General features: G+C 54.3%; 13 protein-coding genes. 2 read left to right on the top strand and 11 right to left on the bottom strand.

Annotated features, from left to right (window positions below; all coding sequences use genetic code 11):
• Positions 1-244 precede the first annotated feature (244 nt).
• Together pspG and dusA are read right to left on the bottom strand one after the other, a co-directional pair.
• Positions 245-472 (bottom strand): envelope stress response protein PspG, encoded by a 228-nt coding sequence (pspG, locus tag L975_RS00995; protein ID WP_047706705.1) that lies wholly within the window; start codon positions 470-472, stop codon positions 245-247.
• A 292-nt stretch (positions 473-764) separates the two neighbouring features.
• Entirely contained in the window at positions 765-1829 is a 1065-nt protein-coding gene (gene dusA / locus L975_RS00990; protein ID WP_081995558.1) for a tRNA dihydrouridine(20/20a) synthase DusA, read from the bottom strand.
• A gap of 211 nt (positions 1830-2040) precedes the next feature.
• On the opposite strand from dusA, the gene zur reads away from it, so the two are divergent.
• Positions 2041-2493, top strand: a complete 453-nt coding sequence (gene zur, locus L975_RS00985) for a zinc uptake transcriptional repressor Zur (protein WP_010864753.1) — start codon at positions 2041-2043, stop codon at positions 2491-2493.
• 142 nt (positions 2494-2635) lie between these two features.
• Here zur and pgi read toward each other — a convergent pair whose 3' ends face one another.
• Positions 2636-4285 carry a glucose-6-phosphate isomerase gene (pgi, locus tag L975_RS00980; RefSeq protein ID WP_047706701.1) on the bottom strand — a complete coding sequence of 550 codons (1650 nt, stop codon included), beginning with the start codon at positions 4283-4285 and terminating at the stop codon, positions 2636-2638.
• Between the two features lie 235 nt (positions 4286-4520).
• On the opposite strand from pgi, the gene L975_RS00975 reads away from it, so the two are divergent.
• The gene (locus L975_RS00975; RefSeq protein ID WP_052181184.1) at positions 4521-5255 is read left to right on the top strand and encodes an MOSC domain-containing protein; all 735 of its coding nucleotides are present in this window, start codon (positions 4521-4523) and stop codon (positions 5253-5255) included.
• Positions 5256-5395: 140 nt separating this feature from the next.
• On the opposite strand, the gene alr is transcribed toward L975_RS00975, so the two are convergent.
• From alr to rnr, 8 genes are all read right to left on the bottom strand, one after another.
• Positions 5396-6478: an alanine racemase gene (gene alr, locus L975_RS00970; RefSeq protein WP_010864756.1), complete on the bottom strand. Its 1083-nt coding sequence runs from the start codon at positions 6476-6478 to the stop codon at positions 5396-5398.
• A gap of 12 nt (positions 6479-6490) precedes the next feature.
• Positions 6491-7891: a replicative DNA helicase gene (dnaB, locus tag L975_RS00965; protein WP_010864757.1), complete on the bottom strand. Its 1401-nt coding sequence runs from the start codon at positions 7889-7891 to the stop codon at positions 6491-6493.
• Between the two features lie 169 nt (positions 7892-8060).
• Positions 8061-8513 carry a 50S ribosomal protein L9 gene (gene rplI / locus L975_RS00960; protein ID WP_010864758.1) on the bottom strand — a complete coding sequence of 151 codons (453 nt, stop codon included), beginning with the start codon at positions 8511-8513 and terminating at the stop codon, positions 8061-8063.
• A 43-nt stretch (positions 8514-8556) separates the two neighbouring features.
• Positions 8557-8784 (bottom strand): 30S ribosomal protein S18, encoded by a 228-nt coding sequence (rpsR, locus tag L975_RS00955; protein WP_010864759.1) that lies wholly within the window; start codon positions 8782-8784, stop codon positions 8557-8559.
• Entirely contained in the window at positions 8759-9106 is a 348-nt protein-coding gene (gene priB / locus L975_RS17450) for a primosomal replication protein N (protein ID WP_071849706.1), read from the bottom strand. Before priB ends, rpsR begins: the two co-directional genes overlap by 26 nt.
• An 8-nt stretch (positions 9107-9114) precedes the next feature.
• The gene (rpsF, locus tag L975_RS00950) at positions 9115-9501 is read right to left on the bottom strand and encodes a 30S ribosomal protein S6 (protein WP_010864761.1); all 387 of its coding nucleotides are present in this window, start codon (positions 9499-9501) and stop codon (positions 9115-9117) included.
• Positions 9502-9931: 430 nt separating this feature from the next.
• A complete protein-coding gene (gene rlmB, locus L975_RS00945) occupies positions 9932-10672 on the bottom strand; it encodes a 23S rRNA (guanosine(2251)-2'-O)-methyltransferase RlmB (protein ID WP_010864762.1) in 741 nt (246 codons plus the stop codon).
• Between the two features lie 6 nt (positions 10673-10678).
• Positions 10679-13087 carry a ribonuclease R gene (gene rnr / locus L975_RS00940; RefSeq protein WP_010864763.1) on the bottom strand — a complete coding sequence of 803 codons (2409 nt, stop codon included), beginning with the start codon at positions 13085-13087 and terminating at the stop codon, positions 10679-10681.
• Between the last annotated feature and the right edge of the window lie 24 nt (positions 13088-13111).

Below are 13111 nucleotides of genomic sequence, written 5' to 3'. Positions count from 1 at the left end.
ACGTATTTACCTATCGGTAGCGCTCGGTCATCGGCCAATCGTCTTCTGCCACTATTTTGTTTGGCAAATCAATGATGTTGCAAAATCAATGTTTGTCGTTCTGCATTGCTCGCTCCGTGTTTACAGAGCTACGTATGATGCCCATAGCCGCAGGGTCGCCATCATGCCATTAATGGTCAACCTCGACTAGCCGTGGCGTGCACAAAAACGGTGAAAAAACCACCGCAATCACTGCCTTAATCGATTAGCGTCGACGAAAATAGCGTTGGCTGGCCGGAACTTTACTGCGCAACAGCCAAACCACCACCACCGCCAGCAGTAACCACGGCAGCAGTTTCAATGCCAGCGCCAGCATGCCGCCCAGTAGCATCAACGCAAAACCGGCCAGCAACGCCAGTAACGCGCCCAGCACCGATAAACCGGTGGCCAGCAACACCACAAAAAAGCCTAAAACAAATAACAGTTCTAACATCATTGACTCCTTGCTGTACTCACAGCATCACCTGATGACCACGTGGGAAAGACAGCCTCGATGGCGTACTTCCCATTCTCTTATCCATCTAGCTCTTATCCATCTAGGCTATCAAGTTTCATGCCAGCTCAAGGCTGGCATGTTAGTTTATCAATTCAATTAGTAATTCAATCAGTTAGCGTTATTCGCTGCACACGGTCGCCGCTCGCGCTGCGCAATTTAACCACCTAGCGGTCAACTTGCTGCGCCATATCGTCAATTTCACCACCGCATAGCGTGTGGCAATCGCAGCTTAGCGGCGCACCATCGCCAGCGCTTGCTCCAACACAGGGATACCGGCCCCCGGCTTATGCGCATTTTCACTTAAGTGACGACGCCACTGACGCGCGCCCGGAATGCCTTGGAAAATCCCCAGCATATGGCGGGTAATGTGGCCCAGATAAGTGCCTTTACTCAGCTCGCGCTCGATGTACGGGTACATGGCCTCCACCGCGGCAATGCTGTCGGCGATCGCCGCACTCGGGTCAAACAGCTGTTGATCTACTTGCGTCAAAATGCTCGGGTTTTGGTACGCTTCGCGCCCCATCATCACACCGTCAAGATGCTGCAGATGCTCGCGCGCCTCATCCAAGGTTTTAATGCCGCCGTTAATGCCGATTTTCAGCTGCGGGAAGTCTTTTTTCAGCTGATAGACGCGCGCGTAATCCAATGGCGGGATCTCACGGTTCTCTTTCGGACTCAGCCCTGACAGCCACGCTTTGCGCGCATGCACGATAAAGTTATCGCACTCACCCGCACCGGCCACGGTCTGGATGAAGTCCACCAAAAAGGCATAGCTGTCTTGATCGTCAATCCCGATCCGGGTTTTGACCGTGACCGGAATCGAGACCTGATCGCGCATCGCTTTCACGCAATCGGCCACCAGCTGAGCATTACCCATCAGGCAGGCACCGAACATGCCGTTTTGTACCCGATCCGATGGACACCCCACATTCAGGTTAATCTCATCATAACCGCGTTGCTCGGCCAAACGTGCGCACTGCGCCAGATCGGCCGGATTACTACCGCCTAACTGCAACACTACCGGATGCTCTTCCTCGTTATAGGCCAGATAGTCGCCCTTGCCATGAATAATGGCGCCCGTGGTGACCATCTCGGTGTACAGCTGGGTATGCTGACTCAGCTGACGATGGAAATAACGGCAGTGACGATCGGTCCAATCCAGCATCGGGGCGACGCTGAAACGGCCAGCCCAATATTGAGGGTTGCCTTGCGGCTGTTCACGGTTTGACAAAGTCTGCGGCTCTCTTTCGGGTGGATAAAATAAGCGCGACAGTATAGCCCGAATTACCGCCATTGGGGAGGGAAGCACAAGGAAGTCCAGATCACGTCTCGATGTCGCGACCTAGCCGTGCTACACCCTGTCGCAGCAGGCCAGAGCACATACAGTCACAACGTGCCTAACCCCACAAAACTCACGGACTTTTCACCGCTAGCGGTCACTATTGCAGGCAGCGCCGTGCTACACTGGAAAGCGGTATCACTAGCGCAAATTGCAGATCGCAGGCATGAATCAGCAAGCCATTCAACGTTTACTTCAAAAAGCCCAGCAGTTATGTGAGCAACGCGGGGTGCGTTTAACCGCCCAGCGCCAGCAGGTGCTGCGCCTGCTCGCCGAGCAACCCGGCGCCATTACCGCTTACGATCTGCTCGACCGCCTGCGCGCCCGCGAGCCGCAAGCCAAACCACCGACCGTATACCGCGCACTGGATTTTCTGCTCGAGCAAGGTTTTGTGCACAAAGTGGAATCGGTGAATGCCTTTGTGCTGTGCAGTGGTTTTGAAGAGCATGTCCATCACAGTCAGCTGTTTATCTGCGATCAATGCGGCTCGGTGGATGAAAGTCGTGGCGGGGTGATAGAACAGGCCCTGAGCGAAGTGGCCGACAGCCTCGGATTTCAAATCAAGCACCGGATCGTCGAGGTGCATGGCACCTGTGCCCGTTGCCGCGCGCTTGGCTAACGCTCTTCGATGTCAGCGTCACCGCCCGCATTTCCACCCGGCTCGGCATCACCAGACAGATAAAAAAAACCGGTCGACTGACCGGTTTTTTGCATCTTACTTCTTGCGCTCGCTTCTTACGTTCACAAGCTAAGTGCTGACCTTAGATGCGCCACTCTTTGAAACGGTTAATCAAACCGTTGGTGGAAGAGTCGTGGCTATTGATGGCGTCTTTATCTTGCAGCTCAGGCAGGATGCGGTTCGCCAGCTGTTTACCCAGCTCTACGCCCCACTGATCGAAGCTGTAGATATTCAAAATAGCGCCTTGGGTGAAGATCTTGTGCTCATACAGTGCAATCAGCGCGCCTAAGCTATATGGCGTGATAGCGCGCAGCAAGATTGAGTTGGTTGGGCGGTTACCTTCAAACACCTTGAATGGCACGATGTGCGCCACGTCCGCCGCCGATTTACCGGCCACAGCAAACTCTTCTTCCACTTCCGCGGCCGTTTTACCAAAGGCCAGAGCCTCGGTCTGAGCAAAGAAGTTAGACATCAGCTTAGCGTGGTGATCACCCAGCGGATTGTGACTCACCGCAGGCGCGATAAAGTCACACGGGATCATCTTGGTGCCTTGGTGGATCAGCTGATAGAACGCGTGCTGACCGTTGGTTCCCGGCTCACCCCAGATAATCGGGCCAGTTTGGTAATCCACCGGCTGACCGTTGCGATCCACATACTTACCGTTGGACTCCATGTTGCCCTGCTGGAAGTAAGCTGCAAAACGGTGCATGTATTGATCGTATGGCAAAATCGCTTCAGTTTCAGCGCCATAGAAATTGTTGTACCACAGGCCAATCAGCGCCAGCAGCACCGGCAGGTTGTGTGACAGCTCCGTTTCGGCAAAATGGCGATCCATGGCGTGTGCGCCGGACAGCAGTTGCTCGAAGTTATCAAAACCAATCGACAGCGCAATCGACAGACCGATCGCTGACCACAGGGAATAACGGCCACCGACCCAGTCCCAGAACTCGAACATGTTGGCGGTATCAATACCGAATGCCGCGACCGCGCTGGCGTTGGTGGACAACGCAGCAAAATGCTTGGCCACATGTGCTTGCTCGTGGGCGCTTTGCAAGAACCACTCACGGGCGCTCAGGGCGTTGGTCATGGTTTCTTGCGTGGTGAAGGTCTTGGAGGCTACCAAGAACAGCGTGGTCTCCGGATCCAAACTCTTCAGCGTTTCGGCGATATGAGTGCCATCCACGTTAGAAACAAAGTGCATGTTCAGGTGATTTTTGTACGGCTTAAGCGCCTCGGTCACCATGTAAGGGCCCAAGTCCGAACCACCGATACCGATATTCACCACATCGGTGATCGCTTTGCCGGTGTAACCGGTCCACAGCCCACTGATCACTTTGTCGCAAAACGCTTTCATCTTAGCCAGTACCGCATTGACTTGCGGCATCACGTCCTGACCATCGACCATAATTGGCGTGTTGCTACGGTTACGCAGCGCCACGTGCAGCACCGCCCGATCTTCGGTGCGGTTAATTTTGTCCCCACGGAACATGGCGGCAATCGCCTCTGGCAGTTTGGTCTCGTGCGCCAACGCCAACAGGTGCTGCATAGTTGATTGATTAATCAAGTTTTTTGAATAATCTAACAAAAACTGATCTTCAAATGTCGCGGAATATGCGTTAAAACGGAGGGGATCGTCAGCGAACAAATCGCGTAATGTTACATTACGCATGGATTGATAATGTTGCGTTAGTGCCTGCCACGCCGCAGTCTGAGTAGGATTAATCGAGTTCATTGTGATGCATCCATGTAGTGCTTGGTCGTTTATAACCATAGATTGGTTTAATTAAATAACAAATTCCGACGGATGACAGCTCAAATCACAGCTATGCAGCCGGGTTTGACGAAAGTTTACTACTCTGAGCGCAATCAATAACCAAGATCCCCCCAGACAGAGATTAGGATCACAGTTTTATTACTACAATTCGGTCCCGACCGCTTTGCAGCAGACAGGCGCAGGAGAAAAAAGCATGGGATCAGAAGACAGCGAGCATTTGCTGGATACCGAAATACAACTCTTTACCGGCAAAAAAACCGAAACCTTGCACGGACTGTGCAGCGCGATTTACAAAATGCCCTGCCAAGAGGCGGTTTACCTGAGCGAAACCGGCTTTCAAGGCGATGAACAAGCCGATCAGCGCCATCACGGCGGCCCTGATCGCGCCTTGCACTATTATCCGGCCGAACATTACGCCTACTGGCAAGCGTGCTACCCCGAAGTACCACACTTCCATCCGAGTGGATTTGGCGAAAACCTCTCCGGCATCGGTCTGACTGAAGAAAACTGCCACGTTGGCGATATCTTTCGTCTCGGCGAAGCGCGCGTGCAGATCAGCCAACCACGCTCACCGTGCTACAAACTGAATCTGCGCTTTGATGTGGTCGATTTGGCCTGTCAGATGCAAAAAAGTGGCCGTACCGGCTGGCTGCTGCGGGTACTGCAACCGGGTTGGGTCAAACCGGGGGATAAACTGATCCTAGAAGCCCATGGCAGCACACCGCTATCGCTGTACCACATGAACCACATCTTCTTTAATGAGCCGCTCAATCACGTCGGTTTAGTCGCAATGGCTGATTGCGCCGAACTGTCGGCCAGTTGGAAAGATAAAGTGGTGCAGCGCCTGCAAACCGGCTGGGTAGAAGATTGGAACCGCCGCTTATTCGGTCATGCCCTGTGGGCGCGGGAGCCGCACTCACCGCTCTGACGTGCATAGCGGCACTTAAGCATAAACCCTAAGTCACATGGCTCGTGGTAATAGAAATAACACGCTGAGACAAAAAAAAGCGCGCCCCTTGGAACTTGGGACGCGCTTTTTTCTCAATATCTGCGCACAGCTATCAGGAATTAGTCACCGACATACTGCATCTGCACTCGCGAGGTCAGCTTGGTCACCAGCTCATAGGTGATCACGCCGGTATGCTCGGCCACCTTTTCGCACGGTAAGCCTTCGCCCCACAGCGTGGCTTCATCGCCCACTTTGTCTTGCGAATCTGGCCCCAAGTCTACCGTCAGCATATCCATCGACACCCGGCCCACTAACGGCACGATACGGCCATTGAGCAGCACTGGAGTTCCGGTAGCCGCATCACGCGGATAGCCATCACCGTAGCCGATAGCGACCACGCCAATGCGCGTATCCCGCTCACTGATCCAGCAACCGCCGTAACCGACCGCCTCACCCGCTTTGTGCTCACGCACTGCAATCAGGCTGGATTTCAAGGTCATGGCCGGGCGCAACCCATAATGAGAGGCATACGGCGTGCTAAATGGCGACACACCGTACATCACGATCCCTGGGCGTACCCAGTCGCGATGCGAGTCTGGCCACAGCAAAATGCCCCCCGAGGCCGCAATCGACTGCGCGCCGGGCTTACCGATGGTCAGACTGTCAAAGCAGGCCATCTGATCCAAGGTTGTGCTCACATGCGGCTCATCAGCGCGGCTAAAATGGCTCATAAAGCGCACCGGCTGCACCACATTCGGGCAACGTGACAGGCGCTGATAGAACGCCTCAGCATGCTCTGGACGCACGCCTAAACGGTGCATGCCAGTATCGAGCTTCATCCATACCGTCACAGGACGCTCTAACTCAGATTGCTCCAGCGCTTCGAGCTGTTCAATGCTGTGCACCACGGTATCGATGTTATTGGCGACCAACACCGGCAGGTCTTCGGCCGAGAAGAAACCCTCCAGCATCAAGATAGGTTTGACGATGCCACCAGAGCGCAGCGCCAGCGCTTCTTCCAGACGCGCCACCCCAAAACAGCCGGCTTGCTCTTTTACCGTATGCGCCACTTCCAGCAGGCCATGCCCGTAACCATTGGCCTTTACCACCGCAATAATGTTGCTGTTAGGAGCAAACGCTTTCACCTGCTCCAAATTATGTCGCAAAGCGCCGCGGTCAATCACTGCGGTAGCTGCTTTCATCTTGTCTAATCCTTAATACTCATCGTCATAGGCTGGGCCGGCATAGTTATCAAACCGCGACCACTGCCCTTGGAAAGCCAGACGTACAGAGCCAATCGGGCCGTTACGCTGCTTACCGATAATGATCTCGGCCACGCCTTTCAGATCACTGTTCTCGTGATAAACCTCATCACGATAAATAAACATAATCAGGTCGGCATCCTGCTCGATGGAGCCTGATTCACGCAAGTCCGAGTTCACCGGGCGCTTATCGGCCCGTTGTTCCAGACTCCGGTTCAGCTGCGACAGTGCCACCACCGGAACCTGCAACTCTTTCGCCAGCGCTTTGAGGGAGCGGGAAATTTCGGCAATTTCCAACGTCCGGTTATCCGATAACGACGGTACCCGCATCAACTGCAAGTAGTCGACCATGATGAGGCTCAGGCCCCCGTGCTCACGGAAAATCCGCCGTGCTCGAGCGCGCAATTCGGTCGGGGTCAGACCGGAGGAGTCATCGATGTACATGTTGCGTTTTTCCAGCAGCAGCCCCATGGTGCTAGAGATCCGCGCCCAGTCCTCGTCATCGAGCTGGCCGGTACGGATCCGAGTTTGATCCACCCGCGACAATGACGCCAACATACGCATCATGATCTGTTCGGCAGGCATCTCCAGACTGAAAATCAGTACCGGTTTTTCCTGCATCATGGCCGCGTTTTCACACAAGTTCATCGCAAAGGTGGTTTTACCCATCGATGGACGCGCCGCCACGATAATCAAATCTGACGATTGCAAACCGGCGGTCTTCTTATCCAGATCGGTAAAGCCGGTCGACACCCCTGTCACCCCGTCATGCGGGCGCTGATACAGCTGCTCGATACGGGATACGGTGTCTTCCAAGATTTGCTCGATGCTCTTCGGGCCATCATCTTTACTGGCACGGTTTTCGGCAATCTGGAACACTTTGGACTCAGCCAGATCGAGCAGATCTTCGCTGTTACGTCCCTGCGGATCGTAACCGGCATCGGCAATTTCGTGCGCTACCGCAATCATCTCACGCACAATCGCGCGCTCACGCACGATATCGGCATACGCGCCAATATTGGCCGCACTCGGGGTGTTTTTCGACAGCTCCGCCAAATAGGCAAAGCCGCCCACATCTTCCAGCGAGCCTTGTAACTCTAACGATTCCGATAAGGTGATCAAATCGATAGGTCGGCTGCTCTCCAGCAAACGCTGCATCTGCTCGAAGATCAAACGATGGGGTTTGCTGTAAAAGTCCCGTGCGACCACGCGCTCGGCAACGTTATCCCACCGTTCGTTATCCAGCATCAATCCGCCCAGTACTGACTGCTCGGCTTCGAGGGAATGAGGTGGCAACTTGATGCCGTCAACCTGTGTATCTTTACGCGAGGGTTTTATTTGTTTGACCGCCATAGACGTTCGCTGTATCTGAGAGCGCCAGCCGCTGGCTGACAAAAATAGACTGAGCCTGCGAGTATAACGCGCGGACGCAGGATAGAAAATCCGTAATTAATGACGGATTGCAGACAAAGAAAAACGCCGGCATAAGCCGGCGTCTTCTTTAAACGAGGGAGCGAAACAATTAAGCTTCAGCTTCTACGTTTACAACTACAGTAGCGAATACTTCGCCGTGCAGTTGGAAGCGGATTTCGTGCTCACCAGTGGTACGCAGGGCACCATTGTCCAGACGAACTTCGCTCTTGCAAACTTCAACGCCTGCTGCGGTTACGGCATCAGCGATATCGCGAGTACCGATAGAACCGAACAGTTTGCCACCGTCGCCAGCTTTAGAAACGATGGTTACGCGAGCCAGGTTGGTCAGAGCTTCGGCGCGTGCAGATGCAGCAACCAGAGTCTCAGCCAGTTTGGCTTCCAGTTCAGCGCGACGGGCTTCGAAGAACTCGATGTTCTTCTTAGTTGCCATCACTGCTTTACCCTGAGGCACCAGGTAGTTACGAGCGTAACCAGCCTTTACGTTTACCTTGTCACCAAGGCTGCCCAGGTTTGCAATTTTATCAAGCAGAATAACTTCCATTACCGTGTCCTCTTTAGAGTCTCAAAATACAGACAGTCGCCGATTACTGATGAGAATCAGTGTACGGCAGCAGAGCCAGGTAACGTGAACGCTTGATAGCGCGTGCCAGCTGACGCTGGTACTTAGCACGGGTACCTGTGATACGGCTAGGAACAATCTTGCCGCTTTCGGTAATGTAGTTCTTCAGAGTGAAGGTATCTTTGTAGTCGATCTCTTGAACGCCTTCCGCTGTGAAACGGCAGAACTTACGACGACGGAAATAACGTGCCATGTGGCTTGTCTCCTGAATCTATAAATTCGATCTGCTCGGCATGCAACACTAATTGGTTTAGCCCGTTTCGGGTCTGATGTTGGGTGATAAAACCACTTGCCATCAGGTTGCTGCCAACCGCTAATCTGTGAGTATTGGCTTGTGACGCTTGCCCACTGAGTACCACGACGATGCGGCACCAAGCTTGACGTTGAAATCCCGCTTCCTGCTGTACTGAACGATGTTCAAGTACGAACTGACAATGCGGAATTCCAGCGGGGCTGACGGATCGCTTGGGCGCCTTGCACACTGTGCCGGACAGAACCAGACGATTCGTTGTCATAGCGATAATTACTCAGCAGCTTCCTCTGCGCTGTCATCAGCACCAGCGAAATCTTCACGACGCTCACGACGCTCTTCTTTCGCTTTAGCCATTGGAGACGCTTCAGTTACTGCATGCTTAGTACGCATGATCAGGTTACGGATAACAGCGTCGTTGTAGCGGAAGTTGGTTTCCAGCTCGTCAATCACTTCCTGAGTCGCTTCTACGTTCATCAGAACATAGTGAGCTTTGTGCAGTTTGTTGATTGGGTAAGCCAGCTGACGACGACCCCAGTCTTCCAGACGGTGGATAGTACCACCAACTGCTTTGATAGAGCCGGTGTAGCGCTCGATCATGCCTGGAACCTGTTCGCTCTGGTCAGGATGAACCATAAATACGATTTCGTAATGACGCATCAATTGCTCCTTACGGATTATTCAGCCTCCGATCCGGGTCAGTCGCCAAGCCCGCGGAAGCAAGGAACGATTTTAAAGTACGACTGAATTTAAGCCGCAGAAGTGTACTGAACCAGACGGGGGAATACAAGGATATTCGCGCAGCGCCAACAGAAAAGCGACAAAACAACGGCGGCGAAAACGTAAACCGACTGCGCAACAGTTGTACCGCGCGGCAGACAGCTACCGATAAATAAAAAATGCCGATGTCACCCTAAGGTCACATCGGCATTAGTTCCGGATTTATACCCTTCCAACTTAAAGCTGCAGCGGTGTTGGCTACGTTCGTTCACCCCAATCACATAGATTACCTATGCTCATGGGGATTCACTCACTTGCCGCCTACCTGCAACTTCAAGTTGTTTGGGTATAGCCTGTTGCCAAAGACCGATTATTTAGCCGCTAAACGCTGACGTACCGCTTCAAACAGGCATACACCGGTTGCCACGGACACGTTCAGAGAAGAGACGGTACCAGCCATTGGGATGCTGATCAGCTCATCGCAATGCTCACGGGTCAGACGGCGCATGCCATCGCCTTCCGCGCCCATCACAATCGCCAGCGGGCCGGTCAGTTTGCTGTGGTACAGGTCATGAGTAGCTTCACCCGCTGTTCCCACCAGCCACACACCGCGCTCTTGCAGCATCCGCATGGTGCGCGCCAGATTGGTGACGCTAATCAGTGGCACGTGCTCTGCCGCGCCACAGGCCACTTTACTGGCAATGGCGTTAAGCTTGGCGGAACGATCACGCGGGGCGATCACTGCGTGCACACCGGCCGCATCGGCGCTACGTAAGCACGCACCGAGGTTATGCGGATCGGTAACGCCATCCAAGATCAGCAGGAAAGGCACGTCAACGCGGTCGAGCAAATCACCCAAGTCATGCTCATCATACTGCTTGGCCTCGGTCACGCGCGCCACAATACCTTGGTGCACCGCACCGTCGGATTTGTTGTCCAGCACGGCGCGGTTAGCCAGCTGGATGCTGATGCCCAAACGACGCAGCTCGTTGAGCAGTGGACGCATGCGCTCATCTTCACGACCCTTGAGCACGAATACATCGATAAAGCGCTCCGGATCAGACTCCAGCAGGGATTTGACGGCATGAATACCGAAAATAACATCACTCATGAACGATTATTTCTTCTTCCGGTTAGGTTTCTTGCTTCCGCCGGTACGGGACGGGCGGGATGACTTGACCACTTTGGACTTTTTCGGTCCGCGGCCTTCCGGTGCCTTGGTCGGTTCAAAGAACGGCGTCCCTTTGCCACCGCGGCTTTCTGCTTTGCGGTCAGCAATTTTCTTCAAGGCGTCTTTGGCCGCCTTACGGGCGGTCTTTCCAGCACCGCGCGGCTGGCGCTCAGTCTGGGTTAGCATAAAGTCTATCTTACGTTCATCCAGATGCACAGCCGCCACCTTGACCTGCACCGCATCGCCGAGGCGATAGATGTTGCCAAGGTTCTCGCCAATCAAGCGCTGACCGATAGCATCGTACTGGTAGTAGTCATTAGCCAGTGACGACACATGCACCAGACCATCGATAAACAACTCATCCAGACGGACAAAGAAGCCAAAGCCGGTCACCGCTGCAATCACGCCGCGGAACTCTTCGCCCACGTGATCTTGCATGTACTCGCACTTGAGCCAATCGGAAACATCACGGGTGGCATCATCGGCGCGGCGCTCGCACATCGAGCAGTGCTCGCCGAGCACATCCATATCGCTGTCGAGGTAGTGCCAGCCGCCTGTTGGCGTCCAACGCTCTTTGGCCTGTCCAGCTTGTTTGGCCAGCAGGTACTTGATCCCGCGGTGCAACGACAAGTCTGGGTAACGGCGAATTGGCGAGGTAAAGTGCGCATAGGCTTCTAACGCCAGACCGAAGTGACCGCGGTTATCCGGATCGTAAATCGCCTGCTTCATGGAGCGCAGCAACATGGTCTGGATCAGCTCATGGTCAGTCCGCTCACGCACATCTTCCATCAGCTTGGCGTAATCGGCCGGCTCCGGCTTGATGCCACCACCAAGGCTCAGCCCCAGCTCGCTTAAGAAACTGCGAAAACCGGTCAAACGCTCTTCGCCTGGCAAATCATGCACGCGGTACAACGCCGGCTCTTGGTATTTCTCCATAAAGCGTGCCGCCGAGATGTTGGCCAAGATCATGCACTCTTCGATGATCTTATGTGCATCATTACGCACCAGCGGCACAATGCGCTCAATACGGCGCTCAGCGTTGAAGATGAACTGGGTTTCTTCGGTTTCAAAATCAATCGCACCGCGTTGGTTGCGGTTTTTACGCAGCATCTTGTACAAGCCATACAGCTCTTCCAAGTGCGGCACCAACGGCGCGTAATGCTCACGCAGCTCTTCATCCCCTTCCAGCATGCGCCAAACCTTGTTGTAGGTCAGACGCGCGTGGGAGTTCATCACTGCTTCATAGAAGGTGTACGAGGTGAGCTTACCGCGTGCGGAGATGGTCATTTCACACACCATACACAGGCGATCAACCTGCGGGTTAAGTGAACACAGACCGTTCGACAGCACTTCCGGCAGCATCGGGATCACTTGCGATGGGAAATACACTGAGGTGCCACGGTTACGCGCTTCGTCATCCAGCGCGGTTTTTGGCCGCACATAGTAGCTGACATCGGCAATCGCGACCCACAGACGCCAACCCCCAGACGGGATCTGCTCGCAATAGACCGCGTCATCGAAGTCGCGTGCATCTTCACCATCGATAGTCACCAATGGCAGCTCACGCAGGTCGATACGCCCTTGCTTAGCTTCTTCGGGGACTTCTTCGGTCAGCTTGCTGACTTGCTTTTCCACTGCCGCCGGCCAGACATGCGGAATATCGTGGTTACGCAAGGCAATTTGGATTTCCATGCCGGGTGCCATGTTCTCCCCCAGCACTTCGACAATTTTACCCACGGCATTGATGCGACGACCTGGACGCTGAGTCAGCTCGACCACCACCACGTGCCCCATGCGAGCACCGTGACGATCGTCAGGCGGGATCATAATATCTTGGCAGATCCGCTGATCATCCGGCACCACAAAACCGATACCCTGATCCATAAAATAGCGCCCCACGATCTGCGCTTTGCGCGGCTCTAATACCCGCACTACACGCGCTTCGCGGCGACCACGGCGATCCATGCCCATCGGTTGGGCCATGATCACATCACCGTGCAACACCTGGCGCATCTGATCGTTAGGCAAGAACAGATCATCGCTCTGTCCTTCAACGCGGACAAAGCCATAGCCATCGCGGTGGCCAATCACCGTGCCACGCACCATATCCAGCCGCTCAGGCAAGGCATAGCATTGACGACGGGTGAACACCAGTTGTCCATCGCGCTCCATAGCGCGCAGACGACGGCGCATAGCTTCTTGTAATTCGTCGTCAGTTAGCCCAAGTTCTGCGCATAACTCATCGCGGGAGGCTGGCGCGGCGCGCTCGGCAAGGTGGGCCAGAATAAATTCTCGGCTTGGGATCGGATGCTCGTATTTTTCGGCTTCTCGTTCCAGAAATGGATCCTGCGACATAATCACTGTCCGGTTGGGGAGGGG

Origin of the sequence: Plesiomonas sp. ZOR0011 (genome assembly GCF_000800945.1) — a bacterium.
Lineage (GTDB): Bacteria > Pseudomonadota > Gammaproteobacteria > Enterobacterales > CAMTGL01 > Plesiomonas > Plesiomonas shigelloides.
Note: the sequence above shows the minus strand (reverse complement) of the source record. Positions and strands in the feature narration are given on the sequence as shown.

What these genes read in the sequence shown, in the direction of transcription:
- pspG (WP_047706705.1), bottom strand. Translation starts at nt 472, where the DNA reads ATGTTAGAACTGTTATTTGTTTTAGGCTTTTTTGTGGTGTTGCTGGCC.
- dusA (WP_081995558.1), bottom strand. Translation starts at nt 1,829, where the DNA reads ATGGCGGTAATTCGGGCTATACTGTCGCGCTTATTTTATCCACCCGAA.
- zur (WP_010864753.1), top strand. Translation starts at nt 2,041, where the DNA reads ATGAATCAGCAAGCCATTCAACGTTTACTTCAAAAAGCCCAGCAGTTA.
- pgi (WP_047706701.1), bottom strand. Translation starts at nt 4,285, where the DNA reads ATGAACTCGATTAATCCTACTCAGACTGCGGCGTGGCAGGCACTAACG.
- L975_RS00975 (WP_052181184.1), top strand. Translation starts at nt 4,521, where the DNA reads ATGGGATCAGAAGACAGCGAGCATTTGCTGGATACCGAAATACAACTC.
- alr (WP_010864756.1), bottom strand. Translation starts at nt 6,478, where the DNA reads ATGAAAGCAGCTACCGCAGTGATTGACCGCGGCGCTTTGCGACATAAT.
- dnaB (WP_010864757.1), bottom strand. Translation starts at nt 7,891, where the DNA reads ATGGCGGTCAAACAAATAAAACCCTCGCGTAAAGATACACAGGTTGAC.
- rplI (WP_010864758.1), bottom strand. Translation starts at nt 8,513, where the DNA reads ATGGAAGTTATTCTGCTTGATAAAATTGCAAACCTGGGCAGCCTTGGT.
- rpsR (WP_010864759.1), bottom strand. Translation starts at nt 8,784, where the DNA reads ATGGCACGTTATTTCCGTCGTCGTAAGTTCTGCCGTTTCACAGCGGAA.
- priB (WP_071849706.1), bottom strand. Translation starts at nt 9,106, where the DNA reads ATGACAACGAATCGTCTGGTTCTGTCCGGCACAGTGTGCAAGGCGCCC.
- rpsF (WP_010864761.1), bottom strand. Translation starts at nt 9,501, where the DNA reads ATGCGTCATTACGAAATCGTATTTATGGTTCATCCTGACCAGAGCGAA.
- rlmB (WP_010864762.1), bottom strand. Translation starts at nt 10,672, where the DNA reads ATGAGTGATGTTATTTTCGGTATTCATGCCGTCAAATCCCTGCTGGAG.
- rnr (WP_010864763.1), bottom strand. Translation starts at nt 13,087, where the DNA reads ATGTCGCAGGATCCATTTCTGGAACGAGAAGCCGAAAAATACGAGCAT.